Origin of the sequence: Streptomyces sp. NPDC048142 (genome assembly GCF_043202835.1) — a bacterium.
In the GTDB taxonomy this organism is placed as follows: Bacteria; Actinomycetota; Actinomycetes; order Streptomycetales; family Streptomycetaceae; genus Streptomyces.
Window position 1 is genome coordinate 1 of the sequence record NZ_JBIDBC010000043.1, and the last position, 21,532, is coordinate 21,532.

16 protein-coding genes are annotated in these 21,532 nt (G+C 72.5%); 10 read left to right on the top strand and 6 right to left on the bottom strand.

Annotated elements, in window-relative coordinates; genetic code table 11:
* Window positions 1-149: 149 nt before the first annotated feature.
* A complete protein-coding gene (locus ACGF2Y_RS33295; RefSeq protein WP_392955157.1) occupies window positions 150-557 on the bottom strand; it encodes an SgcJ/EcaC family oxidoreductase in 408 nt (135 codons plus the stop codon).
* 711 nt (window positions 558-1,268) lie between these two features.
* Window positions 1,269-2,459 (bottom strand): acyl-CoA dehydrogenase family protein, encoded by a 1,191-nt coding sequence (locus tag ACGF2Y_RS33300; RefSeq protein WP_392955159.1) that lies wholly within the window; start codon window positions 2,457-2,459, stop codon window positions 1,269-1,271.
* 878 nt (window positions 2,460-3,337) lie between these two features.
* Between ACGF2Y_RS33300 and ACGF2Y_RS33305 the strand changes: the two genes are divergently transcribed.
* Together ACGF2Y_RS33305 and ACGF2Y_RS33310 are read left to right on the top strand one after the other, a co-directional pair.
* Window positions 3,338-4,354, top strand: a complete 1,017-nt coding sequence (locus ACGF2Y_RS33305; protein WP_392955161.1) for an alcohol dehydrogenase catalytic domain-containing protein — start codon at window positions 3,338-3,340, stop codon at window positions 4,352-4,354.
* Between the two features lie 292 nt (window positions 4,355-4,646).
* Complete coding sequence (locus ACGF2Y_RS33310) at window positions 4,647-5,843, top strand: acyltransferase family protein (protein ID WP_392955163.1); 1,197 nt, start codon at window positions 4,647-4,649, stop codon at window positions 5,841-5,843.
* 58 nt (window positions 5,844-5,901) lie between these two features.
* On the opposite strand, the gene ACGF2Y_RS33315 is transcribed toward ACGF2Y_RS33310, so the two are convergent.
* Both ACGF2Y_RS33315 and ACGF2Y_RS33320 read right to left on the bottom strand, forming a co-directional pair.
* Complete coding sequence (locus ACGF2Y_RS33315; protein ID WP_392955165.1) at window positions 5,902-7,467, bottom strand: MFS transporter; 1,566 nt, start codon at window positions 7,465-7,467, stop codon at window positions 5,902-5,904.
* A 1,082-nt stretch (window positions 7,468-8,549) separates the two neighbouring features.
* Entirely contained in the window at window positions 8,550-9,185 is a 636-nt protein-coding gene (locus tag ACGF2Y_RS33320; RefSeq protein ID WP_392955167.1) for a DUF2306 domain-containing protein, read from the bottom strand.
* A 414-nt stretch (window positions 9,186-9,599) separates the two neighbouring features.
* Here ACGF2Y_RS33320 and ACGF2Y_RS33325 point away from each other — a divergent pair, with 414 nt between their 5' ends.
* The 4 genes from ACGF2Y_RS33325 (at window position 9,600) to ACGF2Y_RS33340 (ending at window position 13,463) form a co-directional block, all read left to right on the top strand.
* The gene (locus ACGF2Y_RS33325) at window positions 9,600-9,866 is read left to right on the top strand and encodes a hypothetical protein (RefSeq protein WP_392955169.1); all 267 of its coding nucleotides are present in this window, start codon (window positions 9,600-9,602) and stop codon (window positions 9,864-9,866) included.
* 286 nt (window positions 9,867-10,152) lie between these two features.
* Complete coding sequence (locus tag ACGF2Y_RS33330; RefSeq protein WP_392955170.1) at window positions 10,153-11,640, top strand: FAD-dependent oxidoreductase; 1,488 nt, start codon at window positions 10,153-10,155, stop codon at window positions 11,638-11,640.
* Between the two features lie 681 nt (window positions 11,641-12,321).
* Window positions 12,322-12,576 carry a phosphopantetheine-binding protein gene (locus ACGF2Y_RS33335; protein WP_392955172.1) on the top strand — a complete coding sequence of 85 codons (255 nt, stop codon included), beginning with the start codon at window positions 12,322-12,324 and terminating at the stop codon, window positions 12,574-12,576.
* A 5-nt stretch (window positions 12,577-12,581) separates the two neighbouring features.
* Window positions 12,582-13,463 carry a phytanoyl-CoA dioxygenase family protein gene (locus ACGF2Y_RS33340; RefSeq protein ID WP_392955174.1) on the top strand — a complete coding sequence of 294 codons (882 nt, stop codon included), beginning with the start codon at window positions 12,582-12,584 and terminating at the stop codon, window positions 13,461-13,463.
* Window positions 13,464-13,850: 387 nt separating this feature from the next.
* On the opposite strand, the gene ACGF2Y_RS33345 is transcribed toward ACGF2Y_RS33340, so the two are convergent.
* Complete coding sequence (locus tag ACGF2Y_RS33345; protein WP_392955176.1) at window positions 13,851-15,353, bottom strand: FAD-binding protein; 1,503 nt, start codon at window positions 15,351-15,353, stop codon at window positions 13,851-13,853.
* Between the two features lie 121 nt (window positions 15,354-15,474).
* On the opposite strand from ACGF2Y_RS33345, the gene ACGF2Y_RS33350 reads away from it, so the two are divergent.
* The 4 genes from ACGF2Y_RS33350 (at window position 15,475) to ACGF2Y_RS33365 (ending at window position 20,018) form a co-directional block, all read left to right on the top strand.
* Window positions 15,475-16,743: an RNA polymerase sigma factor gene (locus tag ACGF2Y_RS33350; RefSeq protein ID WP_392955178.1), complete on the top strand. Its 1,269-nt coding sequence runs from the start codon at window positions 15,475-15,477 to the stop codon at window positions 16,741-16,743.
* A 459-nt stretch (window positions 16,744-17,202) separates the two neighbouring features.
* The gene (locus tag ACGF2Y_RS33355; RefSeq protein WP_392955180.1) at window positions 17,203-18,549 is read left to right on the top strand and encodes an FAD-dependent oxidoreductase; all 1,347 of its coding nucleotides are present in this window, start codon (window positions 17,203-17,205) and stop codon (window positions 18,547-18,549) included.
* A gap of 54 nt (window positions 18,550-18,603) precedes the next feature.
* The gene (locus ACGF2Y_RS33360) at window positions 18,604-19,263 is read left to right on the top strand and encodes a dihydrofolate reductase family protein (RefSeq protein ID WP_392955181.1); all 660 of its coding nucleotides are present in this window, start codon (window positions 18,604-18,606) and stop codon (window positions 19,261-19,263) included.
* On the top strand, window positions 19,245-20,018 hold the full coding sequence (locus ACGF2Y_RS33365) for an SDR family oxidoreductase (RefSeq protein WP_392955183.1): 774 nt from the start codon (window positions 19,245-19,247) through the stop codon (window positions 20,016-20,018). Before ACGF2Y_RS33360 ends, ACGF2Y_RS33365 begins: the two co-directional genes overlap by 19 nt.
* A 250-nt stretch (window positions 20,019-20,268) precedes the next feature.
* Here ACGF2Y_RS33365 and ACGF2Y_RS33370 read toward each other — a convergent pair whose 3' ends face one another.
* Window positions 20,269-21,525, bottom strand: coding sequence for an acyl-CoA dehydrogenase family protein (locus tag ACGF2Y_RS33370; protein ID WP_392955185.1), 1,257 nt, complete (start codon window positions 21,523-21,525; stop codon window positions 20,269-20,271).
* Between the last annotated feature and the right edge of the window lie 7 nt (window positions 21,526-21,532).

Genomic DNA, 21,532 nt, shown 5'->3' on the forward strand with positions numbered 1-21,532 from the left:
CCCGGCGGCGGGGGGGGCCCGGGCCGCGGCCGGGTCTTTTCCAGGGTTGGGCGGTTTGCCCCCGGGGGGGGGGGGGGGGGGGGGGCACCGGGGGGGGGGGGGGGGGGGGGGGCCCCCCCGGGCCCCCCGGCCCGTCCGGTGCAGCGGTCTCAGTTGACCGGAGTGTTCTGGTAGGCGGCGAGCTGCCACCCGGTTCCCTCCTTGACGACCACCCAGGTGGCCCGGATGGAGCGCTCCGCCGAGACCTCCTTCTCTCCGGGCAGCAGAACGCCTCCCGCGGTGACAAGAATCGCGGAGTCCGGGCTGATGAACTCGACCGAAATCGGTTCACCGGTCACGCGCGTCCCCTTGAAGGGGCCGGCGAAAGCCTCGGTCATGAACTCTTCGACGGCCTCGCGGCCCTTCTTGAAAACCCCGGGCAGAATCAACGTGCCTTTTTCGGTGAACACTGCGGCGAACTTCTTCGCGTCGTGGCCCGCCCACGCCGCGACAATCCTCTGCGGAACCGCCGCCGCGCCTGCCTGGTCGGTATGGGTGGAGCCGGTCGTTTTCGGCATGTCCATCTCCCTCTGGTACGCGTGTTTCCCGGTCCGCGACAGCGTGACAATTTTCTTCCCACCGCAACAACTCCGACGATGCCATTGCATCGGGGAACGGCCCGGGACCGGGCTCGAAATGACGGCGCCCGCAACGGAGAAGGGAATGAGGAAAAGAAACCCGGGTGCGGACTCACCTTCCTCGGAACCTGCTCCCGGGGGACAGGAAGCCGGCAGCCGGCAGCCGGCGGAAGAGGACCGGCCGTGCGCAGGAGTGCGGGCAGCCGAAGACGCAGCCACACGGTGCGGCGCGTGCCCACGGGACACCCCCCGGGGCACGGACTCCGCCCCGGACGAACAGCGAGAGCGGGGGGCGAAGACCCCCGGCGGCCGAGCACGACACAGGAGGGCGGGCGCAGGACTTCGCGGAGGCTACCGGAACCACAGGGCCGATGCCGTCCGAGAACGGACGAACGAACGGACGAACGGACGAACGGACGGGCGGGCGGGCGGACGGGCGGGCGGTGTTCACGGCCGTGCCGCACGTGCGGACCCGCCGGTCCGCGTGGCGGTGCCCGCCGCAGCCGTCCGGACTCCCGCCCGGCGGCCGGGGAACGACGCCCGCAGCCGTGCGGCGGAGACCCGCGGACGCCCGGTGCGAAGCGGCCGGGACCGGAACGGCAGCAGCAGCCACCGTCCCGGTCCCCGGCCCCTCGGCGAGGAGAGGGACGCTCAGAGGTACTGGGTGTTGGGGGCCAGCCCGCACAGGATGCGGCCGTACAGCTCCAGGTTGGTGTTCGGGTGCATGATGGCGTGGAGGTTCAGCGTCTGGACATCGCGCTCGATGCGCTGGATGGGCACGTGGGTGTAGATCGACGAGCCACCGCTCGCCGTGTTCAGGATGTCGACGGCTTCCTTCGACCGCTGGCACGCCGCACCGGTGTCAAGCCGGACGCGGGCCCGTTCCTCCAGCGTCCACGGCTCGCCGGAGGCGTTCTTGGCGTCCACGAGATCGGCGATGCGGTACACGTGGAACTCGGTCTCGTCGATCCTGACCGCTGCCTCGGCGACCTGGAGGTGCGTGAGCGGGGCCTCGCTCTGGTCGGTGTACTCGGTGTAGGTGATCTTCCGGCCGGGCAGCCGCTCGAAGAAGACGTCCCTGGCGCCCTTGGCCAGACCCAGGGCGGTCGCGCTGACCGTGGCGCACGCCGTCGGCATGATCGGCGCCCGGTGGATGAGCGCGTCGGCGTTGCTGCCGTGACCGCTGTGCCCCTGGAGGATGCCGCCCAGCGGGATGTACCAGCCATCAGGCACGAACACCTCGTGGGCGACGGTACTGACACTGCCCGAACCACGCAGCCCGGCGGTGTGCCAGTCGTCGTCGATCTCCAGCGAAGCCAGCGGAATCAGCGTCATGACCGGCTGGAAACTGCCGTCCGGCATGGCCAGCACTGCCGCGTTGGTGTTCCACTTGCTGTGCTTCGCCCCGCTGTTGAACGCCCACCTGCCGTTGACGACGATGCCGCCCTTCGCCGGCGCCGCCATGGCCGTCGGACTGATGATGCCGCTCACCAGGTCGTCCGGGGAGGCGAACACCTCGTCCTGCACGGCGTCGGAGAAGAGCCCGGCGACCCACGCGCTGATGGACCACACACCGGCGGTCCACGACGCGGATCCGTCTCCCTTGGCCAGTTCCGCGAGCACCTCCACCTGGGTCCTCATGTCGGACTCGTAACCGCCGAGGCGGGCGGGGAGCCGGGTGCGCAGCAGACCGGCCTCCGCCATCGCCTTGACGGTGCCCTCGTGCAACTGACGATTCTCTTCGGCCCAGGACGCGTTCTCGCGGAGCGTCGGCACCAACTTCGCCGCGCGGGCAACGAGGTCGGCGCGGCTCGGTGTGACCGCAGGCTCGGTGGTGTCCACAGATTCTCCTTGGGAAGCGGCGACAGGGGGTTCGGTGGGTGCCCGGTGATCGGAGTCCCGGATCACCGTCGCAGGCACCGGTGTGCGTGACATCTCCCGGATTGCGGGTTACGGGCCCCGGGAGCAAGGGACTTGAGCATCCGGTGGCCCCGGACCGGCGGACCGCCCGCCCGCCGTGCGGAACTCCGCGCCCCGGCCCCCGTACACCGGGGAGCCGGTCGCGGTCCACACCGAGGGCCCCGGCACCATGCCGGACGGGAGCCCGGGGCCGGAGCCCCGCGGCGCTCCCGCCCGGCACCACCGCACGACCCCGGGTGCGCTCACCCGTCGAGGCCACTCTCCGGAGCCCGCCGGCTGATCTCACAGCGCAGCCTGCCGCGTCCCGCCGGCTGCCGCATCTCTTGGCTTGCGCTGCCGGGAAGAACCTTCCCCGGACCAACACCGCTGCCCGGGGCACCGGTTCGGCCCCGGACCCGGACCCGGAAGAGGGGCGGGCCGCCCAAGAGCAATCCAGGAGATGCCGGGCGCCCGACCGGATGTGAGGCTGACGCCGGATCGAAGCTTCGGGCGGAGAGGTCCTCCACGGCCGTGCCCGCCCGACGGCCGCCCTCCGTTTCGAGGGACTCCTCACCGCCCGTGTGACGGTCTCGACCCGGCCGGAGCCGACAAGGCGCACCCCGCCCCGGCCCCGGCGGTCACCGCCCGATCGTCATGCCCGTGATGCGGGTGGAAGCCCGGACCGCGCTCCCCGAACCCCTCACCCGGTTCCCCGGCCTCCGTCCGACAGCGGTCCCGAGAACGACGAGCAGCAGAGCCCCTTGACCATGAACGGCCCTGCGTGGCCTTCCCGAACGTATGAAGCCGGAGAGTGTACGCCCATGAAAGCAGCCGTCATTCCCGCGATCAACGCCCAGTGGGAGATCAAGGAGGTCGCGACCCCCCGGCCGGGCCCCGGCGAGGTGCTCATCAAGGTGCACGCGTGCGGGATCTGCCACAACGACATCTGGGTCGCCCAGGGCGTCTTCCCCTTCCCGGCGTGCGATCCGGCGATCACCGGACACGAGGCGGCGGGCGAGATAGTCGAACTGGGTCCGGGCACCACGACCCGCCGGGTGGGCGACCGGGTCGGCACCACCTGGGTCCAGGCCGCCTGCGGCCGCTGCTCCTACTGCCGGCGCAACCTGCCGCTGACCGGCCAGTCCGCCATGACGTGCACCGCACCGGTGATGACCGGTCTGAACCGACAAGGAGGCCACGCCGAATACCTCTGCGTGGCCGCCGCGAGCACCGTACTGCTCCCCGACGGGATCGACTACGCGACCGCCGCGCCCGTCCTCTGCGCCGGCTACACGGCCTGGAGCGCACTGCGCGTGAGCGAACCGCAGCCGCACGAGCGGATCGCCGTTCTCGGCATCGGGGGGCTGGGGCACATGGCCGTGCAGTACTCCCGGGCCTGCGGGTTCGAGACCGTCGCCATCACCCGCTCGCCGGACAAGCACGCACTCTCCGAGAGCCTCGGGGCCGACCTCGTCGTCCGCGACGGGGCGGAACTGCGCGAGGCCGGCGGCGCCGACGTGGTCCTGGTGACCGGTACGTCCTACGAGGCCGCCACGGACGCGCTCCAGGGACTGCGGGTCGGCGGGCGGATCGTGCTGGCCACCATCGACCCGTCGAGTTCGTTCACCATCGGCCCCGCCACACCCTTCTGGGCGCGGGGCCAGCGGGTGCTGGGCGCCACCCACAACGGGCTGCGCTATCTGACCGAGGCGCTCGACCTGGTCGCGGAGGGCGCGGTGACCCCGATGATCGAGGTCTTCCCGATGGACAGGATCGCGGACGCCGTCGACAAGGCGGCGAAGGGCGAGGTCCGCTTCCGGGCCGTCGTGACGTACTGACCGGCTCCCGCCCCCGCCGCAGGGGCCCGCACGCGATGCCCCCCAGGGCCTGCCGCCGGGCGGATCACCGGATCACCGATCACCGGATCACTGATCACCGGATCGCCGGTTGACCGGTTGACCGGCCGGACCGCGCGAGCCCGGCGGACCGGAGCGAACCCGGCACGCCGGAAGAACGCTCAGGGAAACACCGCACTCTGGAAGACGCCGACTCGTGGCACAGCCCGGACAATCCACTTCCGAGACCGGTTGTGGATCTCTTCCGGTCCCTCTGACGACGAGGCAGGTACGCATGACCGAGGCAACGACACCCAGTCCGGGCAGACTTCCCTCCCTGACCGCGTTACGGTTCGTCGCCGCGTTCCTGGTCTTCGTCTTCCACGCGCACTACCTGGGCATATTCGGCGACACCTCGGTGCAGAAGGCGTACACCTTCGTCACCAGCAGTGCCGGCGGCATCGGCGTCTCGTTCTTCTTCGTCCTCAGCGGGTTCGTACTGACCTGGGCGGTGAAGCCGGCCGACACGATGGGCAGATTCTGGCGCCGGCGGTTCTTCAAGGTCTTCCCGAGCCACGCCGTGGTCTGGGTGATCGTCCTCGCCATGCTGCTCGTGTCCGGCACCGCGATCGAGGCCGGGCCCGCCACGGCCAACCTCTTCCTGGTGAACGCCTGGGTGCCGGACATGAACAACCTCATGTTCGCGGTCAACGGGGTCACCTGGTCGCTGTCGGCGGAGATCGCCTTCTACCTGCTGTTCCCGTTCCTGATCCTCGGCATCAACAGGATCCGGGCCGACCGGCTCTGGTTCTGGACCATCGCCGTATCGGTGCTGGCCCTGTCGGTCCCGCTGCTCTCCAAGGCCTTCCTGCCCGACGCTCCGATGTTCCCCGGATACGACCAGTTCTCCTGGCCGCAGATGTGGTTCGCCTACCAGTTCCCGCTGGTGCGCTGCCTCGAGTTCATCGTCGGCATCCTTTTCGCCCGTATCGTCCTGAGCGGGCGGTGGGTCCGCCTCGGTCCGGGCCCGGCCGCGCTCGGCGTCCTCGCGGTGTACGTGGTGGCGCTGTGGCTGCCCGCGCTCTGGTCGTTCGCCGCGCCCTACGCGTTCCCGCTCGGGCTGCTGGTCGCGGCCGCCGCCGCCGCCGACCTCGCCGGCCGGGAAACACCGCTGGCCCGTCGACCGCTGGTCTGGCTGGGCGAGATCTCGTACGCGTTCTTCCTGATCCACCTCAACGTGCTGAACTCGGCGCAGGCGGCGCTCAAGGGGCAGTGGATGGGGTACGGCGCCTTCGAGCGGACGTCGTTGAGTACACCGGCGGCGGTGCTGTTCCTGCTGGGCTGCCTGGCCGTCAGTATCGTCCTGGCCTGGCTGCTCCACCGGTGCGTCGAGATGCCGGTCATGCGGAAGTGGTCCGGCACCCGGCCGCACCGGCCGCCGGTGCCCGCGGCCGGCACCGGTGAGGCCCCCACCCCCACGCCCACGGGCTGAGCCGGGCCCGGCGCTCCGCCCGGTACCCGATGCGGGGGTACCGGGCGGAGCGCCCTCATCAGGATTCGGCCGCCTGGGGGCGTTCGGCGACCGGATCCAGGTCGTCGGACGCCGAAGGCGCCGCCGCCTTCTGACCCATCGTCATCCACACGAGGACGAAGATGACCGCGATGATCACGATGCCGACGACGGCCACCGTGTTCAGCCCGTCGGTGAAGGCGCTGCGGGCCGTGTCCAGCAGCGACTGGGCCTGGGCGGCCGGGAGCTTCGCGGCGGCCGAGACCGCTTCGGCCAGCGTCTGCCGGGCCTCGGCGACCGGAGAGCCGGCCATGCCGGACTGGTAGACCGCTCCGCCGACGCTGCCGAGCAGGGCGAGTCCGAGGGTCGAGCCGAGGAGGTTGCTGGTCTCCGACATCGACGCCGCCGAGCCTGCCTTCTCGGGCGGGGCCGCCCCGACGACCAGGTTGGTGCCGAGCATGAACATCGGCGCGATGCCCAGCGCCACCAGCGCCACGCTCAGCGACACCAGGCCGGGGCTGCTGGTCCTGGTCACGGTGCTGAGCACGATCAGGCCGATGAAACACAGCGTGAGTCCGCCGAGAATCGCGGTGCGCGGCTGGATCCGCCGGACGATCACCGGTGTGAGCAGGACACCGACGGCGATGCCCACGCCGGTCGGGGCCTGCCACAGCCCGGCCTCGGTCGGCTCCAGCCCGAGCACGCTCTGGATGAACTGGCTGGTCAGCAGCCCCAGCCCGGCCAGTGTCCCCGAGGCGAGCAGCATGGCCAGCAGGGAGCTGCTGAACCTGATGTTGCGGAACAGCCGCAGGTCGAGCAGCGGGTTGGGCAGGTGCAGCTGCCGGCGGGTGAACAGGACACCGAACGCGACGCCGACGGCGATGGCCACGTACGCCCCCACCGGGGAGCTGGTGTCGCCGGCGGCCAGCTGCTTGATGCCGTAGATCACCGGCAGGATCGCGGCCAGCGACAGCACCACGCTGACCAGGTCGAGGCGCTTGGCATCGGCGTCGCGGTACTCGGGCAGCAGGATCGGACCGGCGATCAGCAGGAGCAGCATGACCGGGATGCTGATCAGGAACACCGAGCCCCACCAGAAGTGCTGCAGCAGGACCCCGCCGATGACCGGGCCCAGGGCGGCACCGCCGAAATTGCAGAACGCCCACAGCGAGATGGCCGTGCCCATCTGCTTGGGATTGCGGAACATATTGCTGATCAGGGCGAGCGTCGAGGGCGACAGCGTGGCGGCGGCGATGCCCAGCAGAGCACGGGCGATGATCAGCATCAGCGGGCTGGTGGAGAACGCCGCGAGCAGCGAGGCGACGGAAAAGGCACTCGCACCGATCATGAGGAGCTTGCGACGGCCGATCCGGTCACCGAGAGTACCCATGGTGATCAGGAAACCGGCGAGCATGAAGCCGTAGATATCGGTGATCCACAGTTGTTCGGTACCGGTCGCGCCCAGGTCCGCGCTCAGATGGGGCAGTGCCAGGAACAGGACACCGATATCGAAGGCGACGAGCAGCGTGGGCAGGGCCAGTGCGGCCAGGCCCAGCCACTGCCGGCGCCCGGCCAACGGGGCCGTGTCCTGAGTCGTGTCACTCATAGAGATCCTTTCTCGTTCACCACCGCGGGCGGCACCCGCGCATGGCGCCGTTACCCGGTAGTCGGAGCAGGCTCCGAGAATCCGACACGTGAGCCGTGCGGAGTCACGAGCGGTTCGGATCGATCGGGAGCGATCGGGAGCGATCATGCCGCAGGCCCGGCAGCGTCGCGGTGAACTGCGGCGCAGCGCCCTGCCCCCCGGCCTCGGCCACCCTGCACGGCCTGCCCCGCAGAAGTCCGCGGAGAGAGATCCGACCAGGGCGCCGGACCGCCGGGCCGCCGGAACGCAAGCCGCAGGCGCACCCGGAGCGGAAGCGCACCCGGGCGGGGGCGAGGGCGAGCACGAGCGGGGCCGGTGCTCCCTGGCACAGGTGTTCGTACGGTCACACGGGCGGTCCGGCATGGACACGGGCGGACTTTTCGGCACGGGCCCATCCTGCTGGGTCACCCCCGCATACGCCGTGATCACCACCGTGGCCGGGCGGGGGAGTACGGCGGGCCGACCGGGCCCGCCCTCCGCCGCCCTCCGCCGCCCGCCCGCCGCCCTCCGCCGCTCTCCGCCGCGGATACGGCGACGGCCTTCCGGCGGTGACCATCCGTGAGGAGCGCTTCGGCCCCCGCATGTCGAGGGCCCGCGTGCCGGGCCGCGGCGATGCCTGACGCGTCGGCGCGGTCAGGAACCTTCGGGTGCGGTCAGGCCGGCCGGCAGGACAGCGTGTCCACGGCGGCGGTGCGCAGCCGGTCGGCACCGCCGGCCCCGGTGCACCCCGCGCCGCCAGGAGGCACCGCCCCGGGGCACCGGCGTGGCGGACGGGCGGGACGACGAGCACACCGCCGGCCGGGGCTGGAGACCGCTCGCCGAAGGCTGCCCACGGGACAGCCCCCAGACTCCGCAGGAGCCGCGAGACGACGCCCTGCCGAGATGCCCTGCTGAGACGTCTTGACGAGACGCCCTGCCGGGATGCCCTGCCGATCGTGCGCCGGTTCTCCCGGAACAAGGCCCGTCACCGCAGACCGCAGACCGCAGGGCATCTCTTCGTACGGGGTCCGGCGCAGGAGCCCTCACCGGCCGGCTCAGGCCTCCTACTGCCGGATCGCCCCGGTCGCCGGGTCGAGCTGCCCGGCGTGCGGGTTCTTGCCGCTCCGGCGTGCCGTGAACTCCAGGTACGCCTGCGCGATCAGCAGGTGGAGGATCCACACGCCCCAGCTGGTGGCCTCGATCAGGATCTGGATGTTCACCTGCAGGCCCCAGTTCAGCATCATCCAGGCGACGATGCGGCCGTAGGTCGTGAACAGCGCGAGCGAGAAGCTGTAGACCATCCAGCGGCGGTGCTCGGCGTAGCGGCCCTGGCGGGCCTTGCGCCAGGCGTACAGCGTCGTGCCCAGCCACAGGACCGCGCCGAAGGCGAGGCCGGTGCTGCCCTGGTTGGCGCGGTGCGGGACCAGCACGAACAGCACGATGAGCGATGTCGGGACCACCGCGCCGAACACGTACACCCGGCCGACCATGCGGTGGACCCTGGGGCGCGTACGGCGCAGGTGGGGCCAGGCCTGGAGCATCATCGCCACCAGGGCCAGGTTGCCGGTGACCACGTGGGCGACCAGGAACGCGAAGTGCGGCTGGAAGCCCGGGTCGAGCTGGCTCCGGGAGACCTCGGGGTCCGTGGCGAAGTAGTGAGGGAAGGAGTAGAGCAGGTTGAACAGCACCGCCCCGCCCACGACGGCGAACCAGGGGTAGTACCTTTTCCACCAAGGCCGTTGTGCGGGTGCCGCGGGCCGCTGGTCGGTGTCAGGGTCCTCCGGAGGGGTCATCTGGAGGCCTGTCCGGTGTCTGTTCTGAGACATGCCTGTCCTCGGCTCTCTCACGGCTGGGGTGAAACGCAGCTAGAGCATCGGGCCTGAGGGCCCCGGCGGGCATCTTCGTAAGTGCTGTGTTGTGAGGCCCCCGGGCACGCCGGTCCCCGTCCACCGGCACGGTGCCCGCGGCGAACTCCCGGCAGGACACCCCCGGTCGCAGAGGCCCTGCCCCTGTGCCCACGCGTTCGGGACACGCACACCGGCCCGGCACCGGCACCGACCGGCCCGCAATCCAGGAGATGCCCCGCACCGGCCCCGGACCACATCGTGAAGCCCATGGGCGATGCCGACGGCAGCACGATCCGGATCACCGGCGACAGCGACAGCGTCATCGGTATCGGTATCGGCCTGGCGACGGCACGCACGCTGCGGGCCGTCGGCGCGAACGTCGTCCTGGCCGGCCACGGCGCCGAACGGCCGGACGGCGGCAACCGGGTGCCGCCCGTGCCGGCCGGCGTGTCCGTCACCGGCGTGACCAGCCGGTTCGCCGGCCGCCCGGGGGCGCGGCCGGGGCCGCCCTGCTCAACCTGGCCGGCCCCCTGACCCCGGGCCCCGGCAACCCGGGCAATCCGGGGCGACGCCGTAGTCCTCAAGGCCGCACCCACACCGAGATGCCCGACGCGAACACCGGCTCGTAACAGGTCCGGAAGCACTCCCGCTCCGACACCACGCAACGCCCCGCCGCCCGGCCCCCGGCGACCGACCCCACACCGACACCCCAGAACACCGGAACCCCGGAAACCTCAGAACACCGGAACCCCGGTGCCCCGGAAATACCGGAACCGCAGACTCCCAACATCCCCAGCACGATCTCCAGGAGGTGGGCAAGATGCCCCAGGAAACACCCCGGTCGGCGGCCGATGGCGACCCGACCCGCGCCGTCGTGCTGGGCGGCAGCATCGCCGGGCTGTTCGCGGCCCGTGTGCTCGCCGAGGCCTACGACGAGGTCCTGGTCGTCGACCGGGACACGGTCACCGGCGTCGACGGCCCGCGCCGCGGACGTCCCCAGGGCAAGCACATCAACGCCATGCACGTGCGCGGCCGGGTGGTGATGGAGGAGCTCTACCCCGGCATCACCGACCAGCTCATCGCCGACGGCACCCCGATCGGCGACTACTCCGGCTCGGTCCGCTGGTACTTCCGCGGCCGCCCGGTCAAGCGCGCCGACATCGGCTACATCGCGGTGCCGGCTTCGGCGCCGCTGATGGAGCGCCGGATCCGCGAACGCACGGCCGGGCTGGCGAACGTCCGGTTCGTCGAGCGCTGCGACATCCTGGGCCTGACCGCCACCGCCGACCACGCGCAGGTGACGGGGGTCAAGGTCCAAAGGAGCGGCACACCCGGCGAGACGATCGCGGCCGACCTGGTGGTCGACGCGACCGGGCGCGGCTCGCGCACCCCGGTGTGGCTCGAGGAGATGGGCTACCCGCGCGTCGAGGAGGAGCGGACCAACATCGGGCTGGGCTACGTCACCCAGAACTACAAGATGAAGACCGACCCCTACAACGGCGACCTCGCGATCATCGCTGTCGCCTCCCCCGAGGTCCCGCGCGGCGTCATCTTCACCAAGACCGAGGGCGACAGGACCCTGATGACCGTCTACGGCATCCTCGGCGACCACCCGCCGACAGACCAGCAGGGGCTGTACGGGTTCGTCAAGCGCCTGCCGGTCCCGGACATCCACGAGGCGCTGAAGCACGCCGAGCCGCTGGACGAGCCGGTCGCCTTCCGGTTCCCCACCACACAGCGCCGCCGGTACGAGCGGATGGGCCGGCTCCCGGCCGGCCTGCTGGTCATCGGTGACGCGGTGTCCTGCTTCAACCCGGTCTACGCACAGGGCATGACGGTCGCGGCGCTGTCCGCCCTCACCCTGCGCCGCCACCTGCACTCCGGAGCCACGCCGGACGCACGGCAGTACTTCCGCGACCTGGCGCGCGACGTCATCGACCCGCCGTGGGAGATGACGCGCACCGTCGACCTGGGCTTCGACGGCGTCGAGGGCAAACGGGACCTCAAACTGCGCATAGGCCAGCGCTACCTGGCGATGGTCCAGACAGCGGCGACCCGGGACCGCTCGGTGACCCGCGGCTACATGCGCGCCGCCGGGATGCTCGACCGGCCGGAGCAGCTGATGCGCCCCGGCATGATCGTCCGGGTCCTGCTGAACGCGCTGCGCGGCCCGGCCGGGCCGGCCGCCGTGCCCCCGGCCGTGGCCGAAGCCCCCCGAACCGGCCGGCACCCCGCCGACCGGGTCCCGGCGACCGGACCCGCCGAGCGGACTCCGGCCCCGACGGGCAGTGAGGACAAGAGCCCGTGACCCCGATGAGGACCGGGACACCGGCCGGCGCGGCATCGGCCGTGCACGCCAGGGCACTTCGCGGCCTTGGCACGCACCCGAAGGCACCGGGCCCCACCCGCCGCCCCGGGGCCGCCGCGGTCCGGCCTCACGCCGAGGAACCGGCTGCCGCTCCCGCGGGCGGGACGGGATGGCAGTTCAGGAGATGCTTCGCAGGCGCCGCGGCTGCGAAAGTCGAACCCGAGGGTGCCGGGACTCGAGGAGGGGCAAGGGAGAAGGCCACCACGTTGCCGCGGACCGAACTGCCGGGCCGCCGCTGATCCCGGCCCGCCGGCGAGGTTCTCCCATCGCTGTGCGGACCGGGTCAGCCGCGGGCCCGGACACCGAAACGGACCCGGACACTGCCCCGCCCCGCCCCGGTGCGGTGTCCGGGGACGGGGGAAGCCGCCGATCTGCCGGCCGGTGCCGGCGCGGGGCACGTCGTCGCACCCCGATGTGCCGATCCAGCGGATCGAGCGGGACACCGAGACCGAGGCGCTGGACCAGCACACGATCACGCACCGGACACGAACCCCGAACCGTACGGGCGGTGGCCTGCGGGAACGCCCCCGACACCGTACGAACCTCGGACTGTACGGGCGGGTGGCCTGCGGGCACGCCCCCGACATCCACTATCTCGGAAACGCAGTGAGGAGCAGTGACATGACCACTCAGCAGCCGTCGGCCACCGCGGACGTCGCCCAGCGGGTCGCCGCCATCTGGGCCGAAGTCCTGGGCCCGGGATCCGACCGGCCCGGCGCCACGTTCGTCGAGCTCAACGGACAGTCCATCGCCGCCGTGCGGATCGCCGCGGGGGTCGAGGAGCAACTGGGCATCACGCTCGACATCGGCGACCTGTTCGAGGACCCGGACCTGGAGACCCTCACCCGGGGCATACTGGCCCGCATCGAGGGGTGAGAGGGATGGCCGAACTGACCCACGTCAGCCCTGCCGCCCCGCTCGACGAGGTCGTCGAGATCCTGGAACGCGACGGAGCGGTGATCGTCGAGAACTTCGTCGATCCCGAGACGCTCGCCGCGCTCCGGGCGGACCTCGGACGGGGCCTCGAGGAGGCCGGCTACAGCGAGAGCGGCTACGACGGGAAGAAGACCAAGCGGCTGTCCAGCCTGTTCCAGCGGTCGCCGCGCCGGATGTCCAGCGTGGTCCTCCAGCCCCAGTTCCTCGGCGCGGCCCGGCGTCTGCTGCAGCGGACCACGCACATGTGGATCGGCAAGCTCCGGATGGAGGTGACCCCGAGCATCCAGATCAGCTTCACCCAGGCGATAAGAATCGATCCGGGCCAGGGCCGGCAGCCGTTGCACCGCGACGACGCGATGCATCTGTGGCGGCATCCGGGGCCGCCGTGCCGGCTCCAGCTGATGCTGGCGATGACCGACTTCACCAGCGCCAACGGCGCGACCCTGGTCATCCCCGGCAGCCACCACTGGGACGACGAGCGGGCCCCCGCCTACGCCGAGGCGGTTCCGGCGGTCATGCCCGCCGGCTCCGCCCTGCTCTGGCCGGGCGGGGTCTACCACGGCGGCGGAGCCAACACCACGAACTCGCCGCGCTACAGCCTCTCCGTCGCGCTCGACCTGGGCAACCTGCGGCAGGAGGAGAACCAGTACCTCGCCGTCTCCCGGGAAACCGTACTGACCCTGCCGCAGGAGGTGCAGCGGCTGCTCGGCTGGGACCGTTGCCCGCCCGGCCTCGGCCAGGTCGAGACACAGGACCCGCACCTGCTGCTGGAACAGACACCGCAGGAGCTCGCCACCAGACCACGCGGTGCCAATCCGCTGATGTAGCGGTGGTGAGCGAAAAGCAGCCGGTGCGCCGTCGCGGAGGCGGGCGCACCGGCTGCTTGTCTGCCGGGGTTGTCTGCCGGGCCTGCCTGCCGGGCCTGCCTGCCGGGCCTGTCTGCCGGGCGGCGCGGGTGCAGCACACCGGCACGGCCGGCAGCGGGCGGCAGGTCTCTCCGGCGCGGCGGCCGGGGCACCAGGAACGCCGCCCGTGCCGCGGCCGCCGCGTCCGCCCGCGCCGTCCCATGACACCGCGCCGGCGCAGGGAGGAGGACCTGCCACTGACACCGCGCCGGCGCAAGGAAGTGGACCTGCCGCTGGCACCACGTCAGCGCGGGGAGGGGGGACCTGCCGCTGGCATCGCGCCGGCGCGGGGAGGGGCCTGCCGCCCGCTCAGGGCAGGCGGACGGACAGCCCGTGGCGGAACACGTCGAGCGGGTCATAGACCTGCTTCGCGCGTTGCAGCCGGGCGTAGTTGTCCTTGAAATACAGCGCGGACCAGTCGACTCCCGACGTGTTCCACTCGGGATCGGCCAGATCGGCGTCGGGGTAGCCGATGTAGGAGCCGTCGCTTATGTCGTCCGGGACCGGCACGCCGCCGGAGTGCGCGTAGACGTCCCGGTAGTACGCGCGCACCCAGGCCAGGTGACGTTCGTCGTCCGCCGGATCGGTCCAGGAACCGGTGCTGTAGGAGGCCTTGAGGATGCAGTCGCGCTGCGCCACCGCGGTGGCGTCCGGGGCGACGGCGTTCACCCTGCCGCCGAAACCGGTCAGAACCAGGCATCCCATGGGGTTCTCGTAGTCCGACGACGACAGACAGCGGTGGATCGCGGTGATCTGCGCGTCGGAGAACCCGCGCCGCAGATAGCCCGCCTTGTTCTTGTACCGGCCCCGCGGATCGCTGGGCCAGCTGTAGGACGGCAGCCAGGTGTCCAGCCACGGGGAGGTCTCGGACGTCGCCGACATCGGCTCCGCCCCGATTCCGCCGGTCACCGCCGCGGTGTGGGCTTCGAGGACATCGGCCGCATCCGGCGCGTCGTCGGGGATCACCGAGGTCAGGATGAACATGGCGCCCGAGCGGTGGGTGATGATCAGGTTGCTCCACAACGCCGCGGCCGGTGAGCCCGGCTCGCTGTTCTCCTCGTACCAGGTGCAGTAGTTGCGCAACAGGGTGCGGAAGTCGGCGTCCGAGACCGCGTCCCAGGACCACATGGTGTCGCGGCGCAGTACCGCTCGCGGCGCGCGGGGCAGCTGCCGGGCCGGGTCGCCGTCCGGCGTCCCCGGCGTGCGCAGCCAGTACTTCGTGACCACGCCGAAGCTGCCGCCCCCGCCGCCGGTGTGCGCCCACCACAGATCGTGGTGCGGGTCCTGGGGCCGGTCGGTGCCCACCACGGTCCGGGCCCGGCCGTCCGCGCCGACGACGACCGCCTCGACCGCCGTGACATGGTCCACCACCAGGCCGTCGCGCCGGGACAGCGGACCGTAGCCGCCGGCCGCGATGTGCCCGCCGGCGGCCACCTCGAAGCAGGTGCCGGCCGGGATGGTCACCCCCCAGCCGTCGTGCAGTGTGCGGTAGACGTGGTCCAGCCGCGCTCCGGGCTCCACCACGAAGGCGTCGCGCCCGGCGTCGTGGCCGACGTGGTTCAGCGCGGACAGGTCCACGAGCACCTTCACGTCCCGGTGCGCGGTGAAGTCCTCGAAGCAGTGGCCGCCGCTGCGCACGGCGATCCGCCGCCCGGCGTCCACGGCCGCCTGGACCGCGGCCTGCACGTCGGCGGCGTCGGCGGCGAGCCGGACCTCGTCGGGCCGGCCCACGAAGCGATGGTTGTAGCCCTCGACGAGGGCGGAGTAGCGGGGGTCGTCGCGGGTGACGACGGCGGCGGTCGTGTCCGTCATGGCGGCCTTCCTCACTGGTTCGCGGTCTCTGCCCCGACCGTGCCACCGCCGGCGGGCGCCGGGCATCTCAGCGTGTGCGCACTTCCCCGGGCGGCCGGGTGCCCGCATATAGAATGAGCTGGTGCGTTCCGATCAACGCCTGGAAGGCCTGCTCGCGGAGCTGCGGCCCTCGGTCCTCGGCGCCCTGGTCCGGCGCCACGGGCAGTTCGACGGCTGCGAGGACGCGGTGCAGGAGGCGCTCGTGGCCGCTGCCACGCAGTGGCCGGCCGAAGGCGTCCCGGACAACCCGCGAGCCTGGCTCCTGACCGTCGCCGGACGCCGTCTCACCGACTACTGGCGCAGCGACCGGGCCCGCCGCACCCGTGAGGTCACCGTCGCCGCGATGGCACTGCCCGGGGCGTCGGTGGCCCCGGCCCCCGACGACGAGGACCTGGTCTCCGTCGACGACGACACCTTGATGCTCCTGTTCCTGTGCTGCCACCCGGCACTGACCCCGCCCTCACAGGTGGCACTGACCCTGCGCGCGGTCGGCGGCCTGACCACCGAGGAGATCGCCCGCGCCTTCATGGTCCCGCAGGCCTCGATGAGCCGCCGCATCTCCCGCGCCAAGCAGCAGATCAAGGACGCCGGCATGACCTTCCGCATGCCGCCGGAACCCGAACGCCCCGAACGCACCAGCGCGGTCCTGCACGTCCTCTACCTCATCTTCAACGAGGGCTACACCGCCACCGCCGGACCCGACCTGCTGCGCCCGGACCTGACCGCCGAAGCCATCCGGCTCACCCGCCAGGCCCACCGCGTCCTGCCGGACAACGGCGAGGTCGCCGGACTCCTGGCGCTGATGCTCCTCACCGAAGCCCGCCGCCCGGCCCGCACCCTGGCCGACGGCACCCTTGTCCCGATGGCCGAGCAGGACCGCTCCCAGTGGAACGGCGACCTCGCCGAGGAGGGCCTGGCGCTGGTCGTCGAGGCCCTGGCCCGCCCCGGCGTCGGCCTCTACCGCCTGCAGGCCGCCATCGCCGCGGTACACGTCGAGACCCCGGAAGGCGGTGAGACCGACTGGCCGCAGATCCTGGCCCTGTACGACCTGCTGGAGCAGATCGCACCCGGCTCGGTGGTGCGCCTGAACCGCGCGGTGGCGATGGCGATGGTCAAGGGCCCCCGCGAGGGCCTGCGCCTGCTGAAGCCGCTGGAGCAGGACCGCTGGATGACCGGCAGCCACCGGCTCAGCGCGGTGCGGGCCTACCTGCTCGAGATGGACGGCGGTCTGGACAGGGCACAAGAGGCGTACCGGACCGCGGCACGGCAGGCGGCAAGCGGGCCGGAGCAGCGGTTCCTCATGGAGCAGGCGGAGCGGGTGGGGGCGGCACTGGAGCACGGTACGGGGTAGGGGAGCGCGGCTGGACGGGCGCCGGCGGACAAGGCAGGACACCGGGGGCCGATGAGCCCGGACGGCACCACGGCCGTCAGCCCGCCCGGACACCCGGACGCGAACCCGGCCCGCGCCCACGGCGACCGCACGGGTGCACAACCCGTCCCGGACGACCGCCGGCATCAAAAAGCTCCGCTGTTCCGCAGCGAAAATCCTCCAGCCCGCTTTGCGCGACCCGCACAAACGCTGACCACCCGGCCCCGGGCCGGGGCCCCTCCAGCAGCGAGGCCGGCGGACGGACACCGGCCCCGTGCCTGCGGCGAACGGTTCCGGCCCGGCCGGCACCACGGTCCGGGCGACCGGGCCGGGCGACTTCGAGCCTGCGCCGCCGGCGCTGAGCACGCTGGCGGATGCCCGCGCGACTGCCCGGCCCACACCCTCGAGGAGCAGAGCCGCCCGGACCACCAAGGGGAGTTCATGCCCGACACCGCGCCCATCGCCTACCCCGGCGACCCCGCCTACGACACCGCCACCGGCGTGTTCAACCTCGCCGGCCCGGCGCACCCCGCCGCCGCGCTCACCGCCACCAGCCTCGCCGACGTACAGGCTGCGATCAGCCATGCGTCGGCACGCGGCCAGGGCGTTCGCGTCCACACCACCGGCCACTCCGCCGGCGCGGCCACCCCGATGACCGGCGCCCTCCTGATCCGCCCCGTCCTGTCCGGCGGCGTCGGGATCGACCCCGGCCGCCGCCTGGCCCGCATCCCCGCCGGCACACCCTGGAGCGCCGTCGTCCGGGCCGCCGCACCCCACGGCCTCGCCGCACCCCACGGCACCTCGGGCACCGTCGGCGCCATCGGCTACCTGCTGCACGGAGGCGTGAGCCTCTACGGCCGCAGACTCGGCCTCGCCGCCAACCACATCCGCTCCGTCGAACTCGTCACCGCGGACGGACGCCTGCGCCGCGTCAGCGCTGCCGAGGACCCCGAACTCTTCTGGGCCGTACGCGGCGGAGGCGGCGGCTTCGGCGTCGTCACCGCCGTCGAGATCGGCCTCTTCGCGGTGACCGACCTCGTCGCCGGCGCCGCCTTCTGGTCCTGGGAGCACGCCGGGGCCGTGGCCGGAGCCTGGTACGACTGGACGCTGCACGCGCCCGACGAGGTCTCCACCTCCCTGCGCGTGATGAACCTGCCGGACCTGCCGGAGATCCCGCCGATGCTCAAGGGCGGTCCCGTGGTGTGCGTCGCCGGCGTCGCCCTGGCGGCCGCCGGCGCCCGCGACCTGCTGGACCCGCTGCGCAAGATCGGCGAGCCGGTACTCGACACCTGGCAGGACTGCGGTCCCGAACAGGTCCCGGACGTCCACCTGGACCCCGACGAACCCGGCACCTTCATCGGCGACCACCTGCTGCTCGCCGAGCCGGGCCGCGAAGGAATCGCCGCGTTCCTGCGGACGACCGGCGAAGACCCCGGCTCGCCCCTGATCGCCGCCGAGCTGCGACAGCTCGGCGGGCGCATGGCCGTCGCCGCCCCGGCCGGCGGCGTGCTGAACCACCTGGACGCACGCCTGGCCTACATGGGCGCAGGCGTCCCGGAACTGCGCGGCACACCGCAGGAGATCACCGAACACTGCGACAAGGTGCGCGCCGCCCTCGCCCCGTGGGACACGGGCCGGACCGCACCCGGCTTCGTGAAGGGCCTGGACCGGCCGCGCGGGCACCTGTCCGAAGCCGATGTCCGGGCGGTCGAGCGGATCCGGGCGCGCGTGGACCCCGGCGGCCTGTTCCGGGGCGACGCGATGCCGGAGACCGTGACCGCGCCCTGACATCGGCACGCAGGAAGACGCCCGAGGCCCCCGTGCCCTGCGATCGTCAAGGACATGCCCCAGGTGATCGCGGACATCTCCGTCTCCCTCGACGGCTTCGTCGCCGGCCCCGAGGACAGCTCCGGCCGCCACCCCCTGGGCATCGGCGGCGAACGCCTCCACCGATGGCTCTTCGAACTCGCTACCTGGCGCACCCGGGCCGGGCGCGGGGGCGGCGAGCGGGGAGCCGGCGCCGACATCATGGGCGAGTACTTCACCCGCACCGGCGCCGCCGTGATCGGCCGCCGCATGTTCGACCACGGCGAGAAGGCGTGGGGCGGCGAACCACCTTTCCGCGTACCGGTCTTCGTCGTGACGCACCGGCCGCTGCCGCCGCGCCCGATGCCCGGCGGCACCCACTTCGAGTTCGTCACCGGCGGCGTCGCGGAGGCCGCCCGCCGGGCCACCGCCGCAGCCGCGGCGCGGGGCAAGGACGTGGCGGTGATGGGCGGCGGACAAGTGATCACCGCCGCCCTGGCTGCCGGTGTGCTGGACGAACTGCGCCTCCACATCGTGCCGGTACTGCTCGGCGGCGGCCGCCCGCTGTTCGCCGAGCCCCTGGATCCCGCGATCACGTTGGAGACGACGCGCGTGGAGCTGTCGTCCGGCGTGACCCATCTATTCCATCGCGTTCCCAAGCAGGAAGGAAGGCACAGATGCTCTCCGACAAGGTGATGCTGGTGACCGGCGTCGGCCCCGGCCTCGGCCGCGAGATCGCGGTCCGCGGCGCCGCGGCAGGAGCCGACGTGGTCCTGGCGGCCCGCACCGGGACGGTCCTGACGTCGGTGGCCGCCGAGGTCGAGTCCCACGGCCGCCGGGCGCTGGCCGTCCCCACCGACATCCTCGCCCCGGACGCCTGCCGGGCTCTGACCGAGCGTGCCCTGGAAACCTTCGGCCGGGTCGACGTGTTCGTCAGCAACGCTTTCGCGCCCCCGGCGATGGGCGGCCTGGCGACGATGGACCTGGACGCCGTGCGCGCCTCGCTGGAGACGGACGCCCTGGCCGCGCTGCGCATGGTCCAGCTCCTGGCGCCGACCCTGACCGGACACGCCGGTTCGGTGGTGATGGTCAGCTCGGCGGTGGTGCACCACTCCCGCCCCGGCTTCGGCGCCTACAAGGCTTCGAAGTCGGCGCTGCACTCACTGGCCGGCAGTCTGGCCACCGAGCTGGGCCCGAGCGGCGTCCGGGTCAACACCGTGGTCCCGAACTACATCTGGACCGAGGGGCTGAAGGGCTGGTTCGCGGCGCAGGCCGCTGAGCGGGGGGTGGCACTGGAGGACGTCTACGCCGAGGCCGCGGCCCCGTCCGACCTGCGCCGGCTGCCCGACCCGGGCGACGTCGCCAACGCGGTGCTGTACCTGGCCTCGGACCTGGCCAGGGCGATCACCGGGCAGAGCCTCAACGTCGACGCGGGCGAGTTCCACTCCTGAGGGCCCTCCCGCCGGGGACGACGGTACAGCCCCCGGCGGGGCCCGGCCGCCCGGCACCGGTGCCAGGACGCCACGGCGACAGGAGGCGGCCGGCACCGGTCCCGGCCGCCGGCCGGCGGTGCGGGCCCGGCGGACACGCCCCCGGGCCCGCACCCTCCTCGGTCTCCTCGCACGGGGGCGGCCGGCGGCCTCCCCGAACGCCGGTCACCCGCGCCGGTGGCCGCCCGCGGCCACCGGCACCGGCCCGGGACTACGCGTCCGCTGCGGGCCGACGCACGCCCGCCAGCCTGAGCTGGGCGAACCCACGGTTGGCCACGGTAGTGAGCAGCACGGCGGAGCTGGCATGCGTACGCCCGGTGGAGAGGTCGCGCCAGACCCGTTCCAGACGGGTTCCCTCACGTACGGCATGACTGCCGGCGGTCGGCTGGAGAATCTCGTCAACGGCCCGCCAGGCCAGCTCCGTCGCCTCACGGCAGGTGATCGCGATCCGCACGTCCTCCTCGGCGGTGAACGCCCCGACCGGCAGCCCGGCCAGCTCGTGCCAGCGCCGCGACGCCGCCAGAACCAGGGTCTCGGCGGCGTCGATCATGCCGCTGGCCTTCCCGTACCAGAGCTGGAAATCGGGATCCTGCGCCCGGGGCACGAACGGCGGGACGATCGTGGTGCGGGAGAACATCAGCTCCGTGTACGCGTCGAGCGCGCCCTGGCACATGCCGACCGCGATGTGCGCACCCTCCAGGGCCATCGAACTCGCCGGCGCGCCCCCGTACTGCGGGTGCGCGTGCAGCTCGCGCCCCGGGGTGCCCTCGGTCACCGAGATCTCCTCGAAATCGACCACGATGCCGAAGTGACCGGGGATGTGCCCGCCGGAGATCCGGATGCTGTGCGAACCGCTGCCCTTGAGACCCAGCTGCCCGCCCCAGTCGTCGAGCATCTCCCACTGATCGCGGGGCGCGATGAACAGCAGCCGGCGCGGCGGGTCCGTATCGTCCCCGGCGATCACGGTGTTGCCGATCAGGTGGGTCGCGTACGGTGCGCCGGAGCAGTACCTCCACACACCGTCCAGGACCCAGCCGCCGTCCTCGGCGCGCGTGGCCGTTCCGTGCGGGGTGTTGACGAGCGGCGCGATGAAGTCGCCGCCGCCGAAGATCTCGGCCTGCGCCTTCTCCTCGAACATGCTGCCGGCGAACAGCGAGTGCGCGGCCCCCAGGCAGAACATCCAGCCCGTGGACGGGCAGGCGCGGCACAGGATCATCGCGACCTGGAGGAACGTGTCGAAGCCGAACTCGTAGCCGCCGTACCGCTTGGGCACCGTTATGCGGTAGAACCCGGCGTCCCGGAACGCCCGGTGGGTGTCCTCGGCGTAATAGGTCCGCTGCTCGGTCTCGTGCTGGCGTGCCACCAGGCCGGGCACCATGGCCCTGGCCCGCTCGATCAGCACGGCCGGAGTGACCTCGTCCCCGTACGGCACGGCCGCGCCCCGCGCGGCGTTCTCGGTGTCGGTCATGGCCGGC

What these genes read in the sequence shown, in the direction of transcription:
- ACGF2Y_RS33345 (WP_392955176.1), bottom strand. Translation starts at nt 15,353, where the DNA reads ATGACGGACACGACCGCCGCCGTCGTCACCCGCGACGACCCCCGCTAC.
- ACGF2Y_RS33335 (WP_392955172.1), top strand. Translation starts at nt 12,322, where the DNA reads ATGACCACTCAGCAGCCGTCGGCCACCGCGGACGTCGCCCAGCGGGTC.
- ACGF2Y_RS33295 (WP_392955157.1), bottom strand. Translation starts at nt 557, where the DNA reads ATGCCGAAAACGACCGGCTCCACCCATACCGACCAGGCAGGCGCGGCG.
- ACGF2Y_RS33355 (WP_392955180.1), top strand. Translation starts at nt 17,203, where the DNA reads ATGCCCGACACCGCGCCCATCGCCTACCCCGGCGACCCCGCCTACGAC.
- ACGF2Y_RS33370 (WP_392955185.1), bottom strand. Translation starts at nt 21,525, where the DNA reads ATGACCGACACCGAGAACGCCGCGCGGGGCGCGGCCGTGCCGTACGGG.
- ACGF2Y_RS33310 (WP_392955163.1), top strand. Translation starts at nt 4,647, where the DNA reads ATGACCGAGGCAACGACACCCAGTCCGGGCAGACTTCCCTCCCTGACC.
- ACGF2Y_RS33330 (WP_392955170.1), top strand. Translation starts at nt 10,153, where the DNA reads ATGCCCCAGGAAACACCCCGGTCGGCGGCCGATGGCGACCCGACCCGC.
- ACGF2Y_RS33325 (WP_392955169.1), top strand. Translation starts at nt 9,600, where the DNA reads ATGGGCGATGCCGACGGCAGCACGATCCGGATCACCGGCGACAGCGAC.
- ACGF2Y_RS33315 (WP_392955165.1), bottom strand. Translation starts at nt 7,467, where the DNA reads ATGAGTGACACGACTCAGGACACGGCCCCGTTGGCCGGGCGCCGGCAG.
- ACGF2Y_RS33360 (WP_392955181.1), top strand. Translation starts at nt 18,604, where the DNA reads ATGCCCCAGGTGATCGCGGACATCTCCGTCTCCCTCGACGGCTTCGTC.
- ACGF2Y_RS33305 (WP_392955161.1), top strand. Translation starts at nt 3,338, where the DNA reads ATGAAAGCAGCCGTCATTCCCGCGATCAACGCCCAGTGGGAGATCAAG.
- ACGF2Y_RS33365 (WP_392955183.1), top strand. Translation starts at nt 19,245, where the DNA reads ATGCTCTCCGACAAGGTGATGCTGGTGACCGGCGTCGGCCCCGGCCTC.
- ACGF2Y_RS33340 (WP_392955174.1), top strand. Translation starts at nt 12,582, where the DNA reads ATGGCCGAACTGACCCACGTCAGCCCTGCCGCCCCGCTCGACGAGGTC.